Source organism: Vreelandella lionensis, assembly GCF_044543515.1.
GTDB classification, from domain to species: domain Bacteria; phylum Pseudomonadota; class Gammaproteobacteria; order Pseudomonadales; family Halomonadaceae; genus Vreelandella; species Vreelandella lionensis.
The window spans coordinates 33929-56664 of record NZ_JBITWC010000027.1; the positions used below are offsets into that span (position 1 = coordinate 33929).

Consider the following 22736-nt stretch of genomic DNA (forward strand, 5'->3'; position numbering starts at 1 on the left):
GGCCGTATGGGCCGAACGATTTTCCATAAAGAGGCTTTCATGAGCGCTAGGACGTTAACGTGTAAAACGCTAACCTGCCAAGTCACCGCCGTCGAGGATCTTAATCCTGACGTATTTAAAGTTACGCTTGCAGGTCGCGCTGAAGCAATGCAACACGCTCCTGGTCAGTATCTTGAGCTAATGCTAGACGAGGCCACATGGGTGCCTTTCTCGATTGCTAGCTGTGACCGTGGCGATGGCACGCTGGAACTGCAAATTCAGCACTGGCCCGAGCGTGATAACTCCCAGCGGCTGCGCAAACTGTTGCAGGTCGCCAACCAACTAACGGTGCGTCTGCCCAGCGGCGATTGCGTGCTGGATACGCAAAGTGAGCGCCCGCTGCTGTTGATTGCCGCGGGGACCGGTTTTGCCCAAATGAAGGCCATCGTCGAAGCCGCGCTTCGTGACCAGCCCACACGGCCCATTTCACTATGGTGGGCGAACCGTGAGCACCGCGATTTGTATGCGGAAGATCTTGCCTGTGAGTGGGCGCAGCAGTATGAAAACGTTGCGTTTCATGCGGTCACTGAATTCCCGCTAACCGAGCCGCTGGCGTCGGGTGAGCGCATTGCCCATCATCAGGGGCGCGTTGATTTGGTGTTAGAAAGCGAGCTGTCGAATGCACCGGTCATGCCTAGCGACTGCGATATTTACCTCTCAGGCTCACCGGGCATGGTATATGCCTGTGTGGACGTGCTGGAGCGTATGGGCGTGGGCAATGAGCGTATGTTCTCGGATGTATTTGCCTACGCACCCCGCCCTCACTAAAATAGCGGGTCACTTTCTGGCGTACGGCACACACCGTAAGACTACTGATCACTAGGAGGCTTTCATGGGCCATCACGACGATAATTTTAAAGACGATTCCGGCATTCTGCCGATTATTCTGGGCATCGTGGTATTGGTAGGTATGAGCGCATTGCCTGCTACCATTGGCTGGATCCAGGCGTACGGCAGCTGATCCTCATCGCCAGGAAATTGACCGTTCTGAGGTAATTGCTTATTGACCGTTCTGAGGTAATTGCTTGTTGCCATTTAGCGCGTAGGCAGGCAGGATTAGGTCATTACGTAGTACACACGTCATATTGAGGAAGTAACCATGCCGCATGGCAACCCTTCACAGCACACTCACACCAAACCGGAAACGGTGGTTGAGGCCTGGGCGAAGGTGGGTACTTCCTATAGTTTTAACTATGCAGCGTATTGGTTTAGCCACGGTGTGCCCCTGGCCGACGCCTAGCGTCGCGCCAACAGGCACACCGCCCCGGTTGCCTGCCGCACAAAGAAGCCTCGGTGGGTAACCCCACCGAGGCTTCTTTCGTTTTATTAACCCTCATTTTTTCATAGGTAGATTATTAAGGAGCTGCACCATGTCTTACCGCGCCTACTCAATCGTTAGCCCCAACGCCATCCGTTATCCCGGTTATGGCTATGGCTGGCGATTTAGCGACGCGCGTTCGGTGCAAGCTGCCACCTCCGACCGTGCCCACCTGGGTGGCAAGTTGATGATGCGATGTCACGCGTTATGTCATACGAATTCGGAGAGTTAACCCTATGAATGCCCCAATCAACACCGCTTGTTCTTCTGCTGCCCAGGCCTCCACGCTTATGTCTGCGACGGCGCTGCCGCTACCCGCTGAGCTACGCCAGCGTGTGGTGGTGAATAGCACGCTGAGTGCACAAATTGACCAGCAGCGCCAAGCGGTACAGCGCATTCTCAGTGGTCAAGATAACCGCCTGCTGGTCGTAGTGGGTCCGTGCTCAATCCACGACCCGGATGCTGCCTTGGAGTATGCGGACCGGCTAGCAGCGCTCAGCGATGAGGTGAGCGAGCAGATTTTGCCAGTGATGCGGGTTTACGTTGAAAAGCCGCGCACCACGGTCGGTTGGAAGGGGTTGGCCTACGACCCTGATCTTGATGGCAGTGGCGACATGCCGCGGGGAATCGCGCTTTCCCGGGAGCTTATGCACGCCGTCGCCTCCCGCGGCCTGCCGGTGGCCACCGAGCTGTTACAGCCCATGTTAGCCCCGTACCTGGATGACCTGCTGAGCTGGGTGGCGATTGGGGCGCGAACGACGGAATCCCAGTTGCACCGGGAGCTGGCCAGCGACCTTAGCGCCGCCGTCGGATTCAAAAATGCCACCAGCGGCGATGTGCAGGTGGCCATTGATGCCATGCAGGCTGCCGCCCACTCCCATCAGCGTTTCGCTATGGATCGCCAGGGTCGCCCCATCATGCAGGAGACCGCCGGCAACCCGCACACCCACGTGGTGCTACGCGGCGGCCACGGCGAACCCAACTACCAAGCCCACCATGTACGCAGCGCGGTCAATACGCTGCGCGAAGCGGGCCAGAATCCGCGTTTGATGGTGGACTGCAGCCACGCCAACGCCCGCAAAGATCACCGCCGCCAAAGCGAAGTGATGCTGGATGTATTAGCCCAGCGCCAGGCGGGTGATGCCAACTTGGTCGCGCTGATGCTGGAGAGCCACCTGTTCGAAGGCAAGCAAGCGCTTGCGCCCAACGCGCTGCGTTACGGTGTCTCGGTCACCGACGCCTGCGTCAGCTGGGAAACCACTGAGCGCCTGCTAAAAACCGCCGCTGAGCGTATTGCTTAGTTTTCGTACAAATCCTAGTGCGTTGACTGCCCCGGCCAGCCCCGTATCATAAGAGTTCCTTTTGATCACGAGGTTGGCCATGGCCTTTTCCCTTGAACAGCACGATCCCGAAACGTACCGGCGTAAAGCTCGCATTATCAGCATAGCGATGGCCGGACAGTTGATTATTTTTGGCCTGCTGTTTTCCATGCTCCTCACCACTACCTTTGGCAGCAGCGTCTGGCTGAACGCTCTGGGCGTATTGTTGGGCCTGCTCGCCACCAGCGCTATGTTCGCTGCGTTAAGAGAGCGCCCATGGATGACTGAGATGCGCTATGTTTGGCAGCTCAAGCATCACCTGTCGCGCATCAGTAGCTACCTACAGCCACTGCGCCGCGCAGTGGAAGAAGATAACCGCCTAGCGCTGGATATTCTGACCTTTTACCATCAGGGCATGGCCCAGCTTGCCGAGCTAAATGGCCGCACCACCGACGACGATGCCGAGCGTTTAGCGGAAAAAATGCAGGTTAAAGTGAAGCGTGAAGCGTTGGGCCTACCCAAAGAAGTCACTACGTTTGACCCGCATGACTTGAGCGCTTTCAAACAAAAGTAAGCCGCGCGCAAGGGTATTACCGATGAGGGATTAACAGGGAGCGTATTCAATGAGTGCTAATGTTACGTCACTACGATTCGCCACGGCGGCGGCGGCCGGTTTACTGCTAGCCGGCTGCGCGACCAGTGCGCCCGCCCCGGAGCAGCCGGTAAAAACCACCGTGCAGAGCAGCGCACCACTGTTGCCTTCGGTGCTGTTTCCCGGTAGCGCTGAGCGCTTTCAATCCTGGAACTGCCAACCAGCCAATCAAGACTTAGTGACGGCCGTCAATGGTGAAGAGTTACGGCTGTGGTCGCTACATGGCGCGTGGCGACTGCCTCAAGCCGTGGTGGCCAGCGGTGCCCGCTATCAAAATGGCGATATCAGCTTCTGGAACCGCGGCGATCAGGCGCAAATTGAAACGCCCCGTGGGCAATTGCAGTGCCAGCAAGGGGTTGACCGGGAGATTGCGACCCGATCAAGCCACCCAGGCGTGATGTTGTTAGCTCGCGGCAACGAGCCGGGTTGGACGATCGAGCTGGCGAACGATGCGCCAGTAATGACCTGGACTACCAACTACGGCAGCGACACCACCACCATGCCTTATATGGTCAGCGTGATGGACAACGAGGCAGGCAGGGTAGTGATCGAGAACGCTAACGCCGAGCAGTTTTTCCGCGTACGCATTGAATCGGGTGCCTGCTTCGATGACATGAGTGGCGAGCCTTATCCTGCTCGCGTCACGCTCACCATTGGCGGCGAACAGTACAAAGGGTGTGGCCAGGGCATCGCGCCCTAGCCATCAGCCATTAGCAGCGGTACAGAAACGGCTCTGCGCGCCACTGCGGTTCCACGTAATCGCTGGCGCACAGAGCTGATACATCGCCACCCGCTCGCGCGGCAAGCCGCGCCAGCGTGGCCATGTGTAATCCTCTTGGGCTGTCTACTTCTTCGCTAACGGCTACCGGTACCCAGCGCTCTCCCTCTCGGGTTGCCAGGGTGAAGTTAAACGGGTGAAAACCAGGAAAACCCAGCCGAATATCGGTGGCGACCAACGTCTCTTGGCCATTAATATAGCGCGTCTCAAAGCGCAAAAACGGCCCGGTGAACCACGTCAGACGCTGCCCCAACGGGCCCTCTAGAGCGCTTTCCTCCAGCACTACATTACGGCGCAGTGGCTCCAGCGCTGGAACGCGATCACGATCAAACACGCTGATTAAGCTCTCATAGTAGCGGTCTCCATCGATGACCGTTGCCCGCCACAGGGCAATGTTAAACGGCGTCGGTTGAATGAGTAAGGGGGCAGCTTGTAAGTCCGCATCGGCTAGGGCAGGCGTTAGGCGCTGCTCAACGCTCCATTTGGCACCTGCGGCCATCATGAGGTAAACGCAGGAGATCACCAGCCCCGTGCGGCAGGCACTGCGTACCTTGCCCGACACGCTGCCGATGATCAGCGCCATGAGCAGCGGTAGCGTGTAGAACGGGTCGATGATGAAGACGATAGGCCACGCGGCGGGCGGTGCATCTAACGGCCAGAGCAGCTGAGTGCCATAGGTGGTCAGCGAATCGAGCAGTGGGTGTGTCACCAGAATTAGCGTGAAAAAGCACCACCAGCGACCCAACGAGATTTCCCGCGCTGGAGCAAAGCGGGCACACAGCACGGCCAGCAGCGTGGCGAAGCCGGTTAGCACGAACAGCGAATGGCTGAAGCCACGGTGCTCAGTGACATTGGCTATGGCATCACCATAATCCAGCGCGACGTCCAAATCGGGCAGGGTGCCTAGCAGCGCACCGATCAGAATGGCCTTGCGGCCCAGGCGCTTACCTAACACGGCACCACCTACCGCTGCGCCAAGCGCCGCTTGCGTAATCGAATCCACAGACCTCTCCTCGACGTGCTGATAGCGAATCGTGATTGTCACTGAAGAGTGACACACTAGATGAACAGCCGTGACGCCATTATACAACGTGTCTACTTTCTATTTTACTGTCGCACTATTGTCTATGTTTTAATGGTGCTACGTGACCGGCTCGGCACCGCACTCGGCGGTAGCACGGGATATAATTACCATTCTTCAATGAAGAGGAAATGACATGCAGTTTTTACACACCATGGTACGTGTCAGCGACTTAGACGCCTCGCTTCACTTTTATTGTGACCTGCTCGGCCTGAAAGAAGTGCGCCGCAAAGAGAACGAAAAGGGCCGTTTTACGCTGGTGTTCCTGGCGGCTCCTGAAGATGAAGCGCGCTCCGAGCGCCTCACGGCCCCTGAGCTTGAGCTTACCTACAACTGGGACCCAGAGGAGTACACTGGCGGTCGTAATTTTGGACACCTAGCCTACCGTGTCGACGACATTTACGCCCTTTGCCAGCATCTGCAGGATAACGGCGTCACCATCAACCGCCCGCCCCGCGATGGTCACATGGCCTTCGTGAAGTCGCCAGACGGTATCTCCGTGGAGCTGCTGCAAAAAGGCGATGCATTGTCACCCCAGGAGCCTTGGGCCTCCATGGAAAACAGCGGTAGCTGGTAAAACTACTCTCGGTGGCGCTCTTTGTAGATGTCGCCACTGAACTCCATATGGAGTTCAACCGCCTCGCCATAGGGGTTCATTGCGCGTAGCTCCACATGGCGAGGCTTATACTCGACGCCGCCCAGCGGTTGATAACCCGCCTGTTCGGCGCGCTGCATAAAAAAAGCATCGCTATTAGGCCGCTCGGTGAGCGGAGGCGCGGAGACTGGGACGGAGCGGTTCAAGCGGTCGCCGGGTAAGCGAGACGCGTAGGGCTCCTCCACTTCGACGAGCGTTTCACCGATCACCAGCCAGCGAGCCTGCATGCGCTGGCCCGTCGGCAGGCCAAACACACCGATCTCATCACCCGCGTTCGCAGTGAGTGCTGAACGCCCCTCCGGCCAGGTATCGACCAAGACGCGACCGCTCTCATCTTCAAGAATGAAGCTATTACCGAACCGCTCGCTAATGCGGCCTTTCAAGTAAACCCCCGCGCTTTGCGCAGTGGCAATCGGGGTGGCGGGCGTCTCCAGAGACGGTGGTGCCGCAAGCACCGGTAAGCCCAGCAGCGGCAGCGTGAGTGTAAACAGCAACAAGCCGCGCATCGTGTTCACCCAGGATAACCAAACACGCCGCTTTAGCAGTACGATAGAGAAAGTCATAGGTCGGGCCTCACTTAGCGCCAATGTGTCGAGTATACGAGCTTAAAGCTGACGATAACTTGAATGGCTCGTTTGTTCAGTCAAGGTTAAGGCGCTTCCCGTTATAGTGTTGGATTACTTTTAGAGTATGGCGTTTGCCAGGAGTCTTTTATGAACAGTGGCCATCGTGGCAGCGTGCTTCGCTGCGCCCTGCTGAGCACACTCTTGTTCGTCAGCGTTCCTACGCCGGGGGTCGCTCAATCCGCCCTGACGGTGGATGACGCCATCGCCGTCGTACAGCAGCGCTATGAGGGCGAACTACTCGATATCGAAATGAAAAGTGGACGTGGCTGGGAAAATAGCGAGCAGGTGTATGAGCTGCGTCTGCTGACGGCCCAAGGCAACGTACTCAAAATTCGCATTGCCCGAGAAGATGGTCGTTTTCTAGAAATTGACGGCAGGGGCCAAATTGAGGCGCGTTTGCCGCCTACCAGCGATAACGGCGGAGCCTAATAATGCGAGTGTTAGTGGTAGAAGATGAGCAGCATCTCGCGGCTCAAATGCGTGAAGCGCTTGAGGGTAATGGTTTCGTCGTCGATGTTGTCAACGACGGTAACGAAGCCGTGTACATGGGCAATAACGAAACCTATGACGCGGCGGTGCTGGATCTGGGTCTGCCTGGGCGGGATGGCTTAAGTGTTCTGCACGATTGGCGACAAAATGGCCGCACGCTACCGGTGGTGATTTTGATCGCCCGGGATGGCTGGAGTGAGAAGGTGCAGGGGTTCCGCGCCGGGGCGGATGACTACGTCACCAAACCCTTTCGCATGGAGGAGATTATCATGCGGCTGCGTGCGCTGATTCGCCGTGCGTCTGGCCACGCTGATGTGATGATCCGCAGCGGCGAGCTAGAGTACGACACTCAGCTAGGCACCTTCCATCTCGCCGGCCTGCCGTTAAAACTTACCGCCTTTGAACATCAGCTACTCGTGTATCTGATTCATAACGCTGAGCGGGTGGTCAGCCGTACCGAGCTCTCCGAACATCTCTATTCTTACGATAACGACCGTGACCATAACTCCCTCGAAGTGATCATCAGTCGGTTGCGGCGCAAAGTGGGGGCAGAGCGTATCGAAACCCTGCGTGGTCAGGGATATCGGCTTTGCGACCGCTCGTGAAATTGTCACTGCGAGCGCGTCTGCTAGGATCCGCTGGCCTATGGAGTGCCATTGCGTTAGTGGGCGTGGGGCTATTTATCTACTGGCTGTTCAAAGATCACGCCGAGCGCACCTTTGACGCCCGGCTGGACGCCAACCTACTGGGGCTGATGGCCTCTGTAGAGTTCAATGAGCAGGGTCAGTTGATCAAAACCCGTGATATTGGCGGCCCTCAGTTCGATCGCGCCTACTCGGGTTGGTATTGGCAAATTGCCCACGACGATGAGGTGCTGATTGCCTCGCGTTCGCTGCTGAATGCCAGCCTGCCCGCGCTGACCAGCGATGTTTCTCAGGCGCTGGCGCTCACCGGGCCAAAGGGTGAAGCGCTACGCGCCCGAGGCCGTCATTTCTCAGCCCCAGGCAGCGGCCCGCCGTTGAGTATCACCGTGGCCGGCCCACAAAACGAAATTGACGATGCCCTGTCGCGCATCGTCCTTCCTTTAGTGGCTTCGCTGGCGCTGCTGGGAATCGGGCTAGCGGTGGCGGTCTGGTGGCAAGTTCGCTGGGGGTTAAAGCCGCTCACCCGGCTGCGTCGCGACCTTCTTGCGGTACGCCAGGGGTACCGCGAACAGTTAGCCCACGCCACGGTGGAAGAGCTACAGCCGCTGGTGGATGAGATCAATGCGCTGGTGACCCATAACCGAGAGGTGATTGCTCGCAGTCGTCAACACGTGGGCAACTTAGCTCACGGCCTCAAAACGCCCCTCGCGATGTTAGCCAACAGCCTATCGGCTCAGCAGACACACGACGCCACCACTGAGGAGGCATTGTCACGTCTGCAGCGCTTGGTCGACCACCATTTGCGCCGCGCTCGGGCCGTCGGTGCGGGTTACCACATGGGCGAGCGCACCCCGGTAGCAGCCACGCTAGAGGGGCTAGTGAGCGTGATGCGCCATGTATACTCCCGCGGCCCCGCGCCACTCCATATCAGCGTTCAGTGCGATGATGCGCTAGCGTTTCGAGGTGAGTCACAAGATCTCGATGAGCTGTTAGGCAACCTGCTGGATAACGCCTGCAAGTGGGCGCGTCAGCAGGTGATGATCGAGGCACGCCGGGTATCGCCAGAGCAACTGACCGTGGTGATTAGCGATGACGGCCCGGGTATGCCCGAAACCCAGCGGCTAAAAGCCGTAGAGCGAGGCGAGCGCTTCGATGGATGGTTTGGGGCTTGCTATTGTGCAGGATCTGGCGCGGCTTTACGGTGGGCATTTGGCGCTTGCCGCCAACTCACCCAGCGGGTTACGCGTCGAGCTGACGCTACCCGCCGCCGAAAGGCCGCCCCAGGGCGACCTTTCAGGTACATCGTAACGCCAAAAGAGCGGTGAGTTTATTCAGCGGGCCACGCGGGGAGGCGTTTTTCGCGGTAAACGTCGCCGCGGTAGTCCACATGCAGTATGACCTGCTCTTCGGCGTCATTCTGCGCCATCCACTCCATATGGCGGCCCTTGAAGTCGACCAGGGCGGCATTACGGTAGCCCTGTTCGCTCAGCGCGTTCTCCACGTCACTCTGCTCTAGGTTCGACAGGCTCTCATCGCGGTGAGGGCGGTCATGTCCAGGACGTTTGATGTGCCATTCCAGTAACTCACCGTCCGGTGAGAAGAAGCTGTGAACGTCGTAGCCTTCCTCATTAATGCTAGTAATGCGATAGACGTCGTCGCGGCGCTTCAGCTCCACCATTTCACCAAAACCCTGTGCTTCAAGCTGGCGCTGTAGATTTTCGACATTGGGTGCTACGACGCGTCTTTGTGGCTGCTCACCGTTGCCTGGCTCATCTGCCGAGCCGCGCAGCGACGCGGCGGTGACGGTATCGCCTTCCAAGCGGCCTTCCACCATAATATCGTCGCCTATTTGGAAGCGCTCGCCGCTGTTGCCTCGCGGGCGAACCAGCAGACGACGGTCGCCTTCATCGACCACGAGCAGGTCATTGAAGCGTTCGACCACTTCGCCGTTGATGCGTACCTCTTCCTGCGCCGCCAGCGGAGCGGAGAGGGCAAGGGTGCAGATGGCAGCAGCCAGGGCTTTTAATGGAGTCGGTTGCATAGCGGTTTCCTCTTGTTGGCAAGTTGGGGCAAGCTTGTGAAGAGATCGCCCCGCAAGTGACAATGCCAAGCCTACGCAACCGCTGCTGAACCGAGACTAAATCACCGGTTCAAGTTTGATTCAGGGTTAACGAGCTAATCGGATAAGGGAGTCGAGATGAAACCAAAGGGCATGAAGGGATGGCTAGCCGCGCTAAGCATGGTCACGCTGGCGGGCTGCAGCAGCTCACCGCAGCAAGAGCGAATCGACGCGCCGCAAGGCGGCACGCTCTCTGGGCCAGTGATCGAGCAGCGCTGGAACTTACTGTTGGTAGGGACCGATGAACGGCTCTCCATGCCCGAGACGCCGTTTTTCCGCATCGGCCGCGACGGCAAGGTGAGCGGCTCGGATGGCTGCAACCAGTTCACCGGCAAGGTGAGCCTGGGCGAAAGCCAGCGCATTGAGTTCAGCGAACTGGCCTCCACCCGAATGGCCTGCCCCAATATGGAAGACGCCAAGCGAGTCACCGATATGCTGGATACCGCGTATCGTTACTTGATCGACCACGACCGTTTGGTGTTCTTCGGACCGGATAGCCGTGTGCTCGGCGGTTGGCGGGAAGCTAACTAAGCCGCTATCGGCTTAGTCATTAAAAGGCGGATTGAAGCGGGCGATAAAGCGCGCATCAATCCGCTTTTTCCATTGCCACACCCAGCGCCCCGAAAAGCCAATCGCTCCGCGGCTGGCAATGGCGTGACCGTCGCCGGTGCCAATCAGTGCCAGCACGCGACGCGGAGGCTGCCACGGGGTGAGCTGTTTGCCGTGACAGGCAGCCCGTAAATTCTCTGCCAATACGGGCCCCATGCGCACCGCATAAACGCCTGCCTTAGGCAGCGGTGACGAGCGCAGAGCAGCGCAGTCGCCAGCGGCAAAGATGCCCGATTGGCCGATGACCTCAAGTGACGTATCCACCGGGATAAAGCCTTGCTCATCCAACGGCAGCGCCGTTTGCTGCAGCCACGTTTGGCCCACGGCTCCGGTCGCCCAGAGCACGATATCCGCGGCGATGTGGTTGCCGGTGTCGGTTTGCACGCCGCCGGGTACCAAGGCGCGCCCTCGCACGCCTGTGTGGATGCGCACGCTTCCACGTTTGAGCGCTCGCGCCGTTAACCAGCGAGGCAGCCAGCCAGCGCCAGGCAGCAGCGTTTTGGCGGCGCTGATCAGCTCGCCTTGCCAGTGAATGTCCGGGCGCTGCTGGCGAAGCTGCGCCAAGGCGCTCATCAGCGTCTCGCAGCCTGCTGCGCCGCCGCCTACGCTCACAACGTTCTGATGCGCTCCTGCAGGCAGTTTAGCCACCTCTTCGCGTAATGCTTGCCAACGGTGGTGCAACGAGCTGAGCGGGCGCATGGCCAGCAGCGTGGGCGGCGTACTCTCCTCAATACCTTTTGGCCCGATACCCTCATCGCTTTGCGGGGCAATAACTTGCGGCAACGCGAGCGTCGAGCCGACGTTGAAAGAGGCCACGTCAAACGCAATCACACTGCCATCCACCAGCGTTACCTGACGCTCGCTCGTGCATAACGCCACAGCCGGAGAGGCAATAAAGCGAGCCCCCGCCCGCTGGCAGAGCACCGCGATATCCATCTGAGTCTCCCGCAGCGTGCACTCCCCAGAGAGCCACGCAGGTACGCTGCCCGAGTAGGCGGCGAAGTGGCTGTCGCTCACTACGGTGATCGATACCGCTTTATCCGGGCGCTGGGCAAACGCCTCCAGCACGAAGGCGTGGGCGTGACCCGCGCCGATGAGCAGTAACTGCCGTGTCATTGGCCCTCACCGCGCCGCCAGCTAAAGTACTTCTGCATCAGTGCCAGCACTCTCTCCGGCTTATGGGCGTTTTTCCAAACGCCTGCGGTGGCTTTGGCGGCTTCGCCTAGCGTGGGGTAGGGGTGAATGGTGCCGAGCAGTTTATTCAGCCCCAGGCCGTGCTTCATGGCGATGGTGAACTCGCCCAGCCACTCCCCGGCGTTCTCCGCGACGATCGTCGCCCCCAGAATCTTGTCTTTGCCCGGCACGGTGAGCACCTTGATAAACCCTTCGGGGGCGCCTTCGGCAATGGCGCGGTCGCTTTCGCTCATGGCGTAGCGGGTCACTTCAAAGGCGACACCTTTCGCGGTGGCCTCTTTTTCGTTGAGTCCCACTCGCGCTACTTCCGGCTGAACATAGGTAACGGCGGGCATAAAGCGGTAGTCCACCGCGAAGCTTTTCAGCTCCCCAAACAGCGCATTCACGGCGGCGTGCCACGCCTGATGGGCGGCCGCGTGGGTAAGCTGGTAGGGGCCCGCTAAGTCGCCGCAGGCCCAGATGTTGGGCAGGCGCGTTTGCAGCCGCTCGTTGAGGGCCAGCGTGCCGCCGTCGGTGGTGGTAATCCCTAGCGCCTCTAGTCCTAACCCTTCCACGTTGGCCTGACGGCCCGCGCTCACCAGCAGGTAATCGAACGCTAAGGTACTGCGTTCACCCAAGTGTTCAATAACAAGCTGATGCTCCCCGTCGACTTGGTTCACCTCCAGCGCTTTCGCGCCGGTCATCACCGTCACGCCCTCTTGGGTGAGCGTGCGCTCTACGTGCTCGCCAACTTCATTATCTTCCCGGCCCAGCAACTGCGGCGCGCCCTCTACCAAGACGACATGGCTACCTAAGCGGGCAAAACTTTGGCTCAGTTCGCAGCCAATCGCACCGCCACCCAGCACCACCAGCCGTTTGGGCAGCTCGGTGAGCGACCAGAGGTTTTCAGAGGTGAGCAGCGGCGCGTGCTCGATGCCGGGCAAGGGCGGCACGCGAGGGCGCGCTCCGGTGGCCAGCACGATATGGCGAGCGGTGAGGGTTTGATCGCCCACGCGAATTTCCCATGGTGAAACGAGGGTGGCGTGCTCTTGATACACCTCCACGCCGAGCTTGGTGTAGCGCTCGACGCTGTCGTGGGGCTCGATATCGCGGATGGCCTGATGCACATGCCCCATCACCTTGGCGAAATCCACGCTGGGCTCGCTGGCGCTCACGCCAAAGCGGTCTGCTGTGCGAATGTCATGGGCCGCGCGGGCCGCCCGAATCAAGGCTTTGGAAGGCACGCAGCCAGTGTTAAGGCAGTCGCCGCCCATCTTGTGCTTTTCGATGAGAGCCACCTTGGCTTTCACGGCGCTGGCGATATAGCTGGTCACCAGCCCCGCCGAGCCGCCGCCAATCACCACGATGTCGTAGTCAAAACGGCTAGGGCGAGTGAAGCCTTTGTAGGCGTTGCGCTTTTGCACCATCAGCGCAATGCGCCGGGCCACCCAGGGGAACACCGCCAGCAGCGCAAACGAGGCGATGAGCCCAGGCGAGATAATGCCGCTCAGGCTTTCCAGCTCGCCGAGCTGGCCGCCCGCATTCACGTAAACCGCCGTGCCGGGCAGCATGCCGAGCTGGCTCACCCAGTAAAACGTGGTGGTTTTAATCCGCGTTAGGCCCATCACCAGGTTGATCATGAAAAACGGGAAAATGGGCACCAAACGCAGGGTGAACAGATAAAACGCGCCATCTTTCTCGACGCCCCGGTTCACCGTGTGGAACTGGCGGGGAAAGCGTTTTTCGATGGGCTGACGAAACAAAAAGCGTGAGAGTAGAAAGGCGAGCGTCGCGCCGATGGCGCTGGCAAACGAGATGATCACTAGCCCCCAGCCTAACCCAAACAGCGCGCCGCCCAGCAGCGTTAACAGCGACGCGCCGGGCAGCGAGAGTGCAGCCATCGCCACATACACCGCAAAGAAAATGCCCGCCACCTGCCAGGGCGACTGCTGAAACGCTGCCTGAAAATCGCTGCGGTAGGCCTGCAGTGTGTCCAACGTGAAGAACGTATGGGCGCCGCTAACGTAGAAGCCAATCACGGCCAGTAGCAGTAGGGCAAACATCAGCAGGCGCTGACGGTTCATGGCAGGCTCCTTGGAAAAGGGTTTCGTACTCAGTGCTAAAACGGAACGTTTCCTTACACGCTGGCGTGACGCAACTGCTGCCAGCGCTGCCAATCTTCGGGGCGGTCGATGTCCCACATGGTATCTGGGTAGGCGGCTTCCAGGCCCAGCGCCGCCAGGCGCGCTTGCGTCACGCTCAATACCTGTTCAGTGCCCCAGGGAATGTCTTCAAACAGGCTGGGGTGATCCTGGTGGCTGCCAATCAGCCCGTAGCCGCCATCCTCAGCCGGTAGAATCACCACGGCAAAGGTGCTCAACGCCGCTCGGCAGCGTTTGAGCATGGCGCTGGTAATGCTGGGGCAGTCGGTGCCCATCACCATGGCGGGGCCGTCGGTGCTGTTCAGTGCATGGCGAACGCGCCTGCCCACATCGCCCTGCTGCTGGGCGGCCAAGGCTATGCCGTGTTGGGCCTGAAGCTCTAAAAACAGCGGGTGGCGGTGGTCTAACGAGGTCCACAGCGTGACATTCTCCGCCCCCAGCGCTTCGCAGCCGGTGGCAACACAGTGGCGCACCATGGCGGCGTGGGCTTCGGCGGCGCCCTCTGCGCCTAAGCAGGGAATCAGGCGCGTCTTAGCCTGCCCCGGCAGCGGCGCTTTGGCCAGCAGGTGCAGGTGGGGCGCGGCGAGCTTAACGTGCATCGCGGTACTCCTTAGCCAATTGTGTGGCGCTGACACCGCGCCAGTAGCGGTAGCGTAGCCGCCACATGAGGCGAATGGTGGGCCAAGCGCCGAACTCGTCCCAGCGCCTGCCCGAGCTTATCACCTTCTGGCGCAGGCAGGCGGGAGGTGAATGTGCCTTCAGGCGTTTGCTAAGTTCGATGTCTTCCATCAGCGGCTGATTGGGAAAGCCGCCCAGCGCGCAAAACGTATCGCGGCGCACAAAGATGCCTTGGTCGCCGGTCGCGATACCGCTAATCCGCGAGCGCAGGTTCATCAAGCTCGCGACCACCGGCAGCCAATGGCTTCGCCCCGCGAGCTGAATATCGAATCGCCCCCAAGCGTGTTGGGCCAGCGCCTTTTGTAGATCTATCACCGCACGCTGCTCTTCGCCGGGGGGCAGTTGGGTATCGGCATGCAAAAAAAGCAGCGCCGGGGCGTGGGCGTGCTGCGCACCCAGGTTCATTTGCCGTGCTCGTCCGGGGGCGCTGCTGAGTACCGCATCGGCCAGCGGTGCTGCGAGGGCCACGCTGGCATCGGTGCTGCCACCATCCACGACGAGGAGTTGAACGCCTGAGGCGCGCAGCGGTTGCAGCCGCGTGAGCGTTGCCTGAATACCCGCTGCCTCATTGAGCATGGGAATGATGATGCTCAGGGACGCAGGCGCGGGGTGTGGATCAGCCAAGGGCAATGATCGGCCCTCCTGCAGCGGTGGCATCGGCTTCGTCATGGGTAACGAGCAGGGCAGGCAGGCCAGCCTCCCGCAGTTGGCCGAAAACCAGCGTGCGCATCTCTTGGCGCAGCGCCGTATCGAGTTTGGAGAAAGGTTCATCCAGCAGCACGGCGCCAGGCTGGGAGAGCAACAAACGCATCAACGCTACCCTAGCCTGCTGCCCGCCAGAGAGCGTGGCCGGGTCGTGGGCTTCAAACCCCGTAAGCCCTACCTGATCAAGCGCTTTGGCAATCTGCGCGCTCTTTTGCGGGCTGCGATGGGGCAGGCCAAATCGCAGGTTGCCGCCGACGCTCAAGTGGGGAAACAGCAGCGGGTCTTGAAACAGCAGGCCAACGCCGCGCTGTTCGGCGGGCAGGCTGAGTACGTCGGTGTCGCCAAGGCGAACCTGCCCTTGGGCGGTGAACGTGCTCTGTAAAAAGCCGGCGATAAAGGCCAGCAGTGTCGATTTGCCGGAACCCGAGGGGCCCATCACGGTGAGCACTTCGCCGGGGGCCACCGTGGCGTCCACATGCAGCAGCGGGCGGCCAGCTAAGTGAATGCTTACTTGCTCTAGGGTCAGTGCATTGGCAGCGTTATTCACGGGGTTCCTTATCCACAGGGCGTCTTAACCTTGGCGTTGAACGTTGAGAGGGGCACGGCGTGGAGCGCCTAGCCACCGGGGCAGGGCGACGGCGGCCATAAAGCCTACAAGCGGCAGGCCCGCTTGCACCAGCGCCCACACGCCGATTAAGCGGCGGTTTCCTCCAGAGGCCAGCGCCACGGCTTCAGTGGTCACTGTTGGTACTCTGCCTGCGCCTAACAGTTGGGTGGGTAAATATTGGCCAATACTGACCGCCAAACCCACCGCCACGGCGGTAAGCAGCGGGGCGAGCAGGAGCAGCAGCCGCACACGCCAAAACGCCCGGCGGCGCGAGACGCCCAGCGACTGCGCAATGTAGAGCCAGCGAGGATCTAAGCGGCGGTAGGCCTCGGCTAGCGAGAGATACACATAAGGCAGCACGAACAGCAGGTGGCCCGCCACCACCAGCGCTAGCTGGGGGCGAATGCCCAGGCGCTCGGCGGCCACCACTAAGCCATATAAAAACGCGATTTGCGGCACCAGCAGTGGCAAATAGAGTAGCCAGAGGGAACGGGTAGGGTGAATCTGCTGGCGCTGTTCGTTTTCAAGAGTGGCGACGACCAACACGGCCGCCAAGCCGGTCGAGAGCAGCGCAATCAGCGCGGTATTCACCAGCGGCCCGGCCAGCATGTCGGCGCTGCGCTGCCAGTGGTCGAAGGTAAACGACTGCGGCAGCAGCTCAGGAAAACGCCAAAACCCGGCCACCGAGAAAAGCCCTAACCCGACCAGCGCCGCCAGCGCGGCTAGGCTTGCCAGGGTTAGCCCCGCTCGGCCTGTTACGGTGAAGAGGGCTTCCCCCCGCTGCCGGTCGCCGTTGGTCAGCCAGCGCTGGCTCAGTCTGCGAGCTAGCTGCTCTAACAGCCACCAGCTCAGCAGCGCGGCCAGCGTCACGCCCAGTTGCAGTACCGCGGCGGCTGATGCCATAAAGCGGTGGGTAATGTCCGGATCGCTAAACCAGCCAAGAATCGAGACGCTCAAGGTGGGCGGCAAGCGCGGCCCCAAAATCAGCGCCATATCCACCACCGACGTGGCGTAGGCAATGACCGCGTAGATAGGTAGGCGTATCAATGGATAGAGCGAAGGAAGCACCACTTTGAGCCAGGCAATCGTGGGCGCGTAACCCAGCGACCGCGCCAGCCGCAGGCGCTGTTCCGCCTGTAACTGGGGCAGCGCCGCTAAGCTCATCAATAGCAGAAAGGGCGCTTCTTTGAGTACTAGACCAAAAGTGAGCGCAAGCCCCCAGGGGTCGTTCACGATCAGCGCATCGGGAGGCGCTTCCCAGCCGGAGAGCCAAGGGGAGATGAGCCGAGCCATCAGCCCGGAAGGCGCGATCAAAAACGCAAAGCCGAACGCCACCGCCGCGTGGGGAATTGCCAGCAGGGGCGACACCAAGCGGCGCAGGCTGCGGTCCAGCCAGGTGCCTTGGCTGGCGGCTAAAAACAGCACGACGATCAGCAGCGCCAGCGCCGTACTGGCCAAGCCGCTGGCAAAGCTCACCGCCACCGAGCGGCCAAGCCCCGGCTGGGCGAACAGCATTTGCCAAGCGGAGAGATTGGCCTGCTCGCTCCCCAGTACCGGCAAGTAGCCAAACGCAGGCAGCAGCACCATGCCAAGCCCTGCGGTGACGGGAATCACCAGCAGGGCAATGATCAGAAGAGGCGCTAGCCGCAGCATGGGTCAGTGAGTCGCATGCGGGTGTGAGTCGTGCGTTTAGTTGACACCGTAACGCTCAAGCCAAGCATCCTGAAGGGCGTTCATCCAACTGGGGTGGGGTTCGGCAAGGGTTTGCGAGAGCGCATCGGCGGGCAGCGCTGCTGGGTGGCTCTCGCCCTGCTCGAAGAGCGCCTGGTCGCTCGGCTCAAGCTGCTGGATCGCTAACACGCTGCGGTCGCCCCACATGCTGAGCGACTGCTTCTGGGCTTGCGCCTCCGGGGAGAGCAGGAAGTTGGCTAGCGCCATTGCACCCGCTTTATGGGGCGAGTTATAGGGAATCGCCACGAAGTGCACGTTGCCCAGCGTGCCGCCTTCCAACACATAGCTACGCACGCTTTCCGGCAGCTCATACTCCATCACTGCCACGGCGGCATCGGTGGGGTAGAACGAGAAAGCGAGGCTGAGTTCGCCGTCGCTCATTAGCGTACGAAGGTTGGGGCCGGATTCGGGAAAGCTACGGCCGCTGCGCCATAAATGCGGGTGAAGCTCGTCCAAGTAAGCCCACAGCGGTGCGGTGATCTCCTCGAAATCGGCGTCTTCGACCGGCGCGTAGAGCGTTTCATCTTGATCGGTCAGTTCGATCAGCGCTTGCTTGAGGAGCGTGCTGCCAGTGAAATCGGGGATACGCGGATAGCTAAACTGGCCGGGATGCTCTTTGGCCCAGGCGAGTAGCGCCTCAATGCTTTGGGGCGGCGTGTCGGTTTGGGCGCTGTCGTAGTAGAAGGTGATTTGCGCTTTGCCCCAGGGGGACTCGTAGCCTTCGGTGGGCAGGGTGAAGTCGGTGACGACTTCGGGATTCTCGTCAGGATAGGTGAGGGCGAAGTTCGGCAGCGATTCCGCAAAAGGCCCAAACAGCAGGTCTTGCTCGCGCATGGCGGCGAAGTTTTCGCCGTTGATCCAAATCAAGTCGATGCTGCCCTCGCTGTCGTTACCCGCCTGCTGCTCACCCAATACTCGCGCCACGGCGCTGCTGGTATCGTCGAGTTTCACGTGCTCCACGCGAACGCCATAGCTCTCCTGCATCTGTTCTGCGACCCAGGCAATGTAGCGATTGGTGCGCGCATCGCCGCCCCAGGCATTCCAGTACACGGTTTGGCCGTCGGCGGCGTCCAGTACGCTCTCCCACTCTTGCGGGTCGGGGGCGGCGACCGCAGGGGCGGTGAAGGTGACTAGAGCAAGCGCCACGGCGGTGGCCAGAGCAGAGCGTGGTTTCATCGCACACCTCATTAAATCAGTTGGTTATAGAGCGGTTTGTAGGCACTGAAGTTCACTGTGGACGTGTTCGATAATGGGCAGCGAGAGGTAGTGCTCGACACGGTCGCGCACGTGGTCGATCACGACCGCATCGGTCAGCTCGGCCGACCAATCCTCCCCCCGGCGCTCTTCATCCTGGCGATGCAGGTGCTGAGCGCGCCACTTGGCACACCAGGTGAGCGACCACAGCCACGTAGCGCGTCGGCAAGCAATCAGGGTATCGACACTTGGCAACGTAATCTCAGGTGCTGTGGCCATCGCAGCCTGCCAGCGACGATAGAACCCAACAACCTCCTCCAGACTGAGTACCGCTTGGCTGTTGAGGTCCCAGGTGGTCGAGGTGTAGAGCGAGGTGTGGGCTAAATCGATGCCCGGTAGGCCATAGCGACACTTCTCTAGATCCACCAGCACTGCCCGGCCATCGTCGGTGATTAAAAAGTTGCCGGGGTGCGTATCGAAGCTGATCAGCGCAGGAGCGGCGTCATCCAGCGTGCGGGGCAGTAAATCCAGCTCCTGCTGAATACGCAGGTGAATACCGCTGGGGAGCTGGGCATCGCTCAACCACTGGGCCTGCTGAGACACCTCTTCCACCATGGCCTGCCAAGGCGATTTGGGGGCCAGCAGCGGCGGGCGCTGGCGGGGCAGCGGCTGGCGGTGCAGGCTGGCAAGGGTGTCGGCGATGGCAGGCAGATCCCGGGGGAGTTCGGCTAAGCGTCCGCGAATCGCCTCGACCAGCAGCGCGCCGCGTGGCAGCGCTTCGCTGGGCGGCAGTACACCGTGTAGGCGTGGCGTGTGCCCGCCTTGGCTGGCCCGTTCGTAACAGGCGGCCTGATACGTCAAGTTTTCCGCTGGCGGCAGGTTCATCTGGCTCTGCTTGGGCAGTCGCGCCACCCAGTCGTCCCCTTCGCGGTGAATCCACACGTGGTCATGGGCCAGGCCGGTATCGGCCATGGGCGACAGCGATTGGTAGTCGATCTCCGCTTGCTGCAGGGTCGTGTCTAATGCCTGCAGTTGAGCCTCAGAGAGTGTGGACATAGCGCATTCCGTAGTGTGAGAAACGGTAGCCGAATTAACGATGGCTGAACCTTCGGTGTTGCCACTCAGTGGCAGAATCATGACCAACCTTACACGGTTCATCATAAAAAACGATGACGCTGCGCGCAGCGGCTGGGATTGCGAAGCGCATTAACGACAACGGCACCCCAGGGGGTGCCGTTGAACTACTGCCGTTAGCGCTGACTTACATCGCAGCAATCTTCGCCTGCTGCTCTTCGAGCAGCTTTTTGGCGGACTGGAATTCCGCCAGTTTGCCGCGCTCTTTCTCGATCACGGCGTCGGGGGCTTTGGCGATAAAGCCTTCGTTGCCCAGCTTCTTCTCGATGCCACCGATGAGCTTGTCCTGCTTCTCGATCTCTTTGGCGAGGCGGGCAAGCTCCGCTTCTTTATCGATCAGGTCCGCCATCGGCACCAGTACTTCCATATCGCCGACCAGCTGCGTGGCTGAAAGCGGGGCGTCTTCTGGGTTGGCTAGCCACGTCACGCTTTCCAGTTTCGCTAGCTTGGCCAGGAAGCGGCGGTTCTGTTCCAGGCGCTCGGCGTCTTCGGGCTGGCCTTTGGTCAGCAGCACATCCAGCGGCTTACCGGGGGCGATGTTCATCTCGGCGCGGATGTTGCGCACCGCGATGATCACGCCTTTCAGCCACTCGATATCGCGGGTGGCCTGCTCGTCGATCTTGCTCTCGTCGGATTCCGGCCACGCTTGATGCATGATGGAGGCATCGTCGCCCACATAGGTGCCCGCCAGCGGTGCCACGCGCTGCCAAATCTCTTCAGAGATATAGGGCATCATCGGGTGGGCCAGGCGCAGAATGGTTTCCAGTACCCGCACCAGGGTGCGGCGGGTACCGCGTTTGGCTTCGGCGCTGGCCGCTTCGTCCCACAGGACCGGCTTGGAAAGCTCCAGGTACCAGTCGCAGTACTCGTTCCAAACAAACTCGTACAGCGCTTGGGACGCGTGATCGAAGCGGTAGTCATCCATGGCTTTGGTGACCTGCGCCTCGGTTTTCTGTAGCTGGGAGATAATCCAGCGATCGGCTAGCGACAGCTCAACGTCTTCGCCACTAGTGCCGCAATCTTCGCCTTCGGCATTCATCAGCACGTAGCGCGAGGCGTTCCACAGCTTGTTGCAGAAGTTGCGGTAACCGTCCAGGCGGTTCATATCGAACTTGATATCGCGCCCGGTGGTGGCCTGGGAAAGGAACGTAAAGCGCAGCGCATCGGTGCCGTGTGGCTCGATGCCGTCCTTAAATTCCTCTTTGGTGGCTTTGGCAATCGCTTTGGCCTGCTTGGGCTGCATCATGTTGCCGGTGCGTTTTTCCAGCAGGTCATCCAGCGTGATGCCATCGATCAGGTCGATAGGGTCCAGCACGTTGCCCTTGGATTTGGACATCTTCTGACCCTGGCCGTCGCGCACTAGGCCATGTACGTAAACGGTTTTGAAGGGCACTTCGCCAGTGAATTTCAGCGTCATCATGATCATCCGGGCGACCCAGAAGAAGATGATGTCAAACCCCGTTACCAGTACGCTGGAGGGGTGGAAGGTTTCCAGCTCCGGGGTTTTTTCCGGCCAGCCCAGGGTGCCAAATGTCCACAGGCCCGAGCTGAACCAGGTGTCCAGCACGTCTTCGTCTTGGGTCAGCGCCACGTCAGCGCCCAGGCCATGCTTCTTGCGGGCTTCCTCTTCGCTTCTGGCCACGTAAACATTGCCGTCGGCGTCGTACCAAGCGGGAATGCGGTGGCCCCACCACAGCTGGCGAGAAATACACCAGTCCTGCAGGTCACGCATCCAGGCGAAGTACATGTTCTCGTAGTTCTTTGGCACGAACTGAATGTCGCCGTTCTCCACCGCCTCGATGGCGGGCTTGGCGAGGCTCTCTACGGCCACGAACCACTGATCGGTGAGCAGCGGCTCGATGACATCGCCGGAGCGGTCGCCGTAGGGCAGGGTGTTGTTAACGCTCTCTACCTGCACCAGCAGGCCGAGGGCATCCATATCGGCGACGATCTGCTTGCGCGCTTCGAAACGATCCAAGCCCGCGTATTTGGCCGGTAGGGTGGCATCTTCATCGGGCTGCGGCTGTCCTTTTAGATCGAAAATTTCCGCCTGCTCAAGAATTGTCGCATCTTTGGTGAAGACGTTGATCAGCAGATGGTTCTGGCGCTTGCCGACTTCGTAGTCGTTAAAGTCGTGGGCCGGGGTGATCTTCACGCAGCCGGAGCCTTTCTCCATATCGGCGTGTTCGTCCGCCACGATAGGAATACGGCGACCTACCAGCGGCAGTTCGATGAATTTGCCTACCAAGGAGGCGTAGCGCGGGTCTTCTGGATTAACCGCCACGCCGGTATCGCCCAGCAGGGTTTCCGGGCGGGTGGTGGCGACCACCACGTAATCCTTGCCGTCGTCGGTTTTAACGCCGTCGGCCAGCGGGTAGCGGAAGTGCCAGAAGCTGCCCTGCTGCTCTTTGTTTTCCACTTCCAGGTCGGAAATGGCGGTATGCAGGGTAGGGTCCCAGTTCACCAAGCGCTTGCCGCGGTAGATCAAGCCCTCTTCATGCAGGCGCACGAAGACTTCCTGAACCGCTTTATAGAAGCCATCGTCCATGGTGAAGCGCTCGCGGCTCCAGTCGACGCTGGCGCCCATGCGGCGCAGCTGGCGGGTAATGTGCCCGCCGGACTCCTCCTTCCACTCCCACACTTTATCGATGAACGCCTCGCGGCCGAGGTCGTGGCGGGTTTTGCCCGACTCCAAGGCAACCTTACGCTCAACCAGCATCTGCGTGGCGATACCGGCGTGGTCGGTGCCTACCTGCCACAGAGTGTTGTTGCCCTGCATCCGTTTCCAGCGCGTCAGGGTGTCCATGATGGTGTCCTGGAACGCGTGGCCCATGTGCAGGCTGCCGGTCACGTTGGGCGGCGGAATCATGATCGAGAAGGGCTTGCCGCGGCCAGACGGGGCGAAGCGGTTATCGGCTTCCCAGCGTTCGTACCAGCGGGTTTCGATCTGTTCAGGTTGGTAGGTCTTTTCCATGGGGAGTCGGCTCACGGCTTGCAAAAAATGGGAGCAAGTATAGCGCGAA

At 60.3% G+C, this 22736-nt stretch carries 23 protein-coding genes; 11 read left to right on the forward strand and 12 right to left on the reverse strand.

Annotated elements, in window-relative coordinates; translation table 11 throughout:
- Positions 1-39: 39 nt before the first annotated feature.
- The 6 genes from ACIGG6_RS15525 to ACIGG6_RS15550 all read left to right on the forward strand — a co-directional run bounded on the left by ACIGG6_RS15525 (position 40) and on the right by ACIGG6_RS15550 (position 4028).
- Complete coding sequence (locus ACIGG6_RS15525; protein ID WP_399845594.1) at positions 40-807, forward strand: NAD(P)H-flavin reductase; 768 nt, start codon at positions 40-42, stop codon at positions 805-807.
- A 64-nt stretch (positions 808-871) separates the two neighbouring features.
- Complete coding sequence (locus ACIGG6_RS15530; RefSeq protein ID WP_399845596.1) at positions 872-1000, forward strand: hypothetical protein; 129 nt, start codon at positions 872-874, stop codon at positions 998-1000.
- A 138-nt stretch (positions 1001-1138) separates the two neighbouring features.
- Complete coding sequence (locus ACIGG6_RS15535; RefSeq protein ID WP_170223897.1) at positions 1139-1279, forward strand: hypothetical protein; 141 nt, start codon at positions 1139-1141, stop codon at positions 1277-1279.
- A gap of 314 nt (positions 1280-1593) precedes the next feature.
- The gene (locus ACIGG6_RS15540) at positions 1594-2658 is read left to right on the forward strand and encodes a 3-deoxy-7-phosphoheptulonate synthase (RefSeq protein WP_399845599.1); all 1065 of its coding nucleotides are present in this window, start codon (positions 1594-1596) and stop codon (positions 2656-2658) included.
- A gap of 79 nt (positions 2659-2737) precedes the next feature.
- A complete protein-coding gene (locus ACIGG6_RS15545) occupies positions 2738-3250 on the forward strand; it encodes a DUF3087 family protein (RefSeq protein WP_399845602.1) in 513 nt (170 codons plus the stop codon).
- Between the two features lie 49 nt (positions 3251-3299).
- Positions 3300-4028: an MliC family protein gene (locus tag ACIGG6_RS15550; RefSeq protein ID WP_399845603.1), complete on the forward strand. Its 729-nt coding sequence runs from the start codon at positions 3300-3302 to the stop codon at positions 4026-4028.
- Positions 4029-4038: 10 nt separating this feature from the next.
- On the opposite strand, the gene ACIGG6_RS15555 is transcribed toward ACIGG6_RS15550, so the two are convergent.
- Positions 4039-5109 carry a metal-dependent hydrolase gene (locus ACIGG6_RS15555; RefSeq protein ID WP_399845606.1) on the reverse strand — a complete coding sequence of 357 codons (1071 nt, stop codon included), beginning with the start codon at positions 5107-5109 and terminating at the stop codon, positions 4039-4041.
- Positions 5110-5323: 214 nt separating this feature from the next.
- On the opposite strand from ACIGG6_RS15555, the gene gloA reads away from it, so the two are divergent.
- Positions 5324-5764: a lactoylglutathione lyase gene (gene gloA, locus ACIGG6_RS15560; RefSeq protein WP_159341052.1), complete on the forward strand. Its 441-nt coding sequence runs from the start codon at positions 5324-5326 to the stop codon at positions 5762-5764.
- 2 nt (positions 5765-5766) lie between these two features.
- Here the strand turns inward: gloA and ACIGG6_RS15565 are convergent, their stop codons facing one another.
- Complete coding sequence (locus ACIGG6_RS15565; protein WP_399845608.1) at positions 5767-6405, reverse strand: hypothetical protein; 639 nt, start codon at positions 6403-6405, stop codon at positions 5767-5769.
- A 150-nt stretch (positions 6406-6555) separates the two neighbouring features.
- On the opposite strand from ACIGG6_RS15565, the gene ACIGG6_RS15570 reads away from it, so the two are divergent.
- The 3 genes from ACIGG6_RS15570 to ACIGG6_RS15580 are packed head-to-tail and all read left to right on the forward strand — an operon-like array spanning position 6556 to position 8926.
- Complete coding sequence (locus tag ACIGG6_RS15570; RefSeq protein WP_253502365.1) at positions 6556-6897, forward strand: hypothetical protein; 342 nt, start codon at positions 6556-6558, stop codon at positions 6895-6897.
- A 2-nt stretch (positions 6898-6899) separates the two neighbouring features.
- Complete coding sequence (locus tag ACIGG6_RS15575; protein ID WP_399845611.1) at positions 6900-7562, forward strand: response regulator transcription factor; 663 nt, start codon at positions 6900-6902, stop codon at positions 7560-7562.
- A complete protein-coding gene (locus ACIGG6_RS15580) occupies positions 7559-8926 on the forward strand; it encodes an ATP-binding protein (protein ID WP_399845613.1) in 1368 nt (455 codons plus the stop codon). Before ACIGG6_RS15575 ends, ACIGG6_RS15580 begins: the two co-directional genes overlap by 4 nt.
- A gap of 2 nt (positions 8927-8928) precedes the next feature.
- Here the strand turns inward: ACIGG6_RS15580 and ACIGG6_RS15585 are convergent, their stop codons facing one another.
- On the reverse strand, positions 8929-9642 hold the full coding sequence (locus ACIGG6_RS15585; protein ID WP_399845615.1) for a hypothetical protein: 714 nt from the start codon (positions 9640-9642) through the stop codon (positions 8929-8931).
- A gap of 156 nt (positions 9643-9798) precedes the next feature.
- Here ACIGG6_RS15585 and ACIGG6_RS15590 point away from each other — a divergent pair, with 156 nt between their 5' ends.
- On the forward strand, positions 9799-10251 hold the full coding sequence (locus ACIGG6_RS15590) for an META domain-containing protein (RefSeq protein WP_399845617.1): 453 nt from the start codon (positions 9799-9801) through the stop codon (positions 10249-10251).
- A gap of 12 nt (positions 10252-10263) precedes the next feature.
- Here the strand turns inward: ACIGG6_RS15590 and ACIGG6_RS15595 are convergent, their stop codons facing one another.
- The 9 genes from ACIGG6_RS15595 to ACIGG6_RS15635 all read right to left on the reverse strand — a co-directional run bounded on the left by ACIGG6_RS15595 (position 10264) and on the right by ACIGG6_RS15635 (position 22687).
- Positions 10264-11445, reverse strand: a complete 1182-nt coding sequence (locus tag ACIGG6_RS15595; RefSeq protein ID WP_399845620.1) for an FAD-dependent oxidoreductase — start codon at positions 11443-11445, stop codon at positions 10264-10266.
- Entirely contained in the window at positions 11442-13586 is a 2145-nt protein-coding gene (locus ACIGG6_RS15600) for an FAD-dependent oxidoreductase (RefSeq protein WP_399845623.1), read from the reverse strand. The genes ACIGG6_RS15595 and ACIGG6_RS15600 overlap by 4 nt, the downstream gene beginning before the upstream one ends.
- Before the next feature lie 53 nt (positions 13587-13639).
- Complete coding sequence (locus ACIGG6_RS15605; RefSeq protein ID WP_399845625.1) at positions 13640-14263, reverse strand: TIGR04282 family arsenosugar biosynthesis glycosyltransferase; 624 nt, start codon at positions 14261-14263, stop codon at positions 13640-13642.
- Positions 14253-14972, reverse strand: a complete 720-nt coding sequence (locus ACIGG6_RS15610; protein ID WP_399845627.1) for a TIGR04283 family arsenosugar biosynthesis glycosyltransferase — start codon at positions 14970-14972, stop codon at positions 14253-14255. Before ACIGG6_RS15610 ends, ACIGG6_RS15605 begins: the two co-directional genes overlap by 11 nt.
- Complete coding sequence (locus ACIGG6_RS15615; RefSeq protein WP_399845630.1) at positions 14959-15594, reverse strand: ATP-binding cassette domain-containing protein; 636 nt, start codon at positions 15592-15594, stop codon at positions 14959-14961. Before ACIGG6_RS15615 ends, ACIGG6_RS15610 begins: the two co-directional genes overlap by 14 nt.
- A gap of 24 nt (positions 15595-15618) precedes the next feature.
- Positions 15619-17307, reverse strand: a complete 1689-nt coding sequence (locus ACIGG6_RS15620; RefSeq protein WP_399845632.1) for an ABC transporter permease — start codon at positions 17305-17307, stop codon at positions 15619-15621.
- Positions 17308-17343: 36 nt separating this feature from the next.
- Positions 17344-18561, reverse strand: a complete 1218-nt coding sequence (locus ACIGG6_RS15625) for an ABC transporter substrate-binding protein (protein ID WP_399845634.1) — start codon at positions 18559-18561, stop codon at positions 17344-17346.
- 24 nt (positions 18562-18585) lie between these two features.
- Positions 18586-19635 carry an aminoglycoside phosphotransferase family protein gene (locus ACIGG6_RS15630; protein ID WP_399845636.1) on the reverse strand — a complete coding sequence of 350 codons (1050 nt, stop codon included), beginning with the start codon at positions 19633-19635 and terminating at the stop codon, positions 18586-18588.
- A 205-nt stretch (positions 19636-19840) separates the two neighbouring features.
- On the reverse strand, positions 19841-22687 hold the full coding sequence (locus tag ACIGG6_RS15635) for a valine--tRNA ligase (RefSeq protein ID WP_399845638.1): 2847 nt from the start codon (positions 22685-22687) through the stop codon (positions 19841-19843).
- Positions 22688-22736 lie beyond the last annotated feature (49 nt).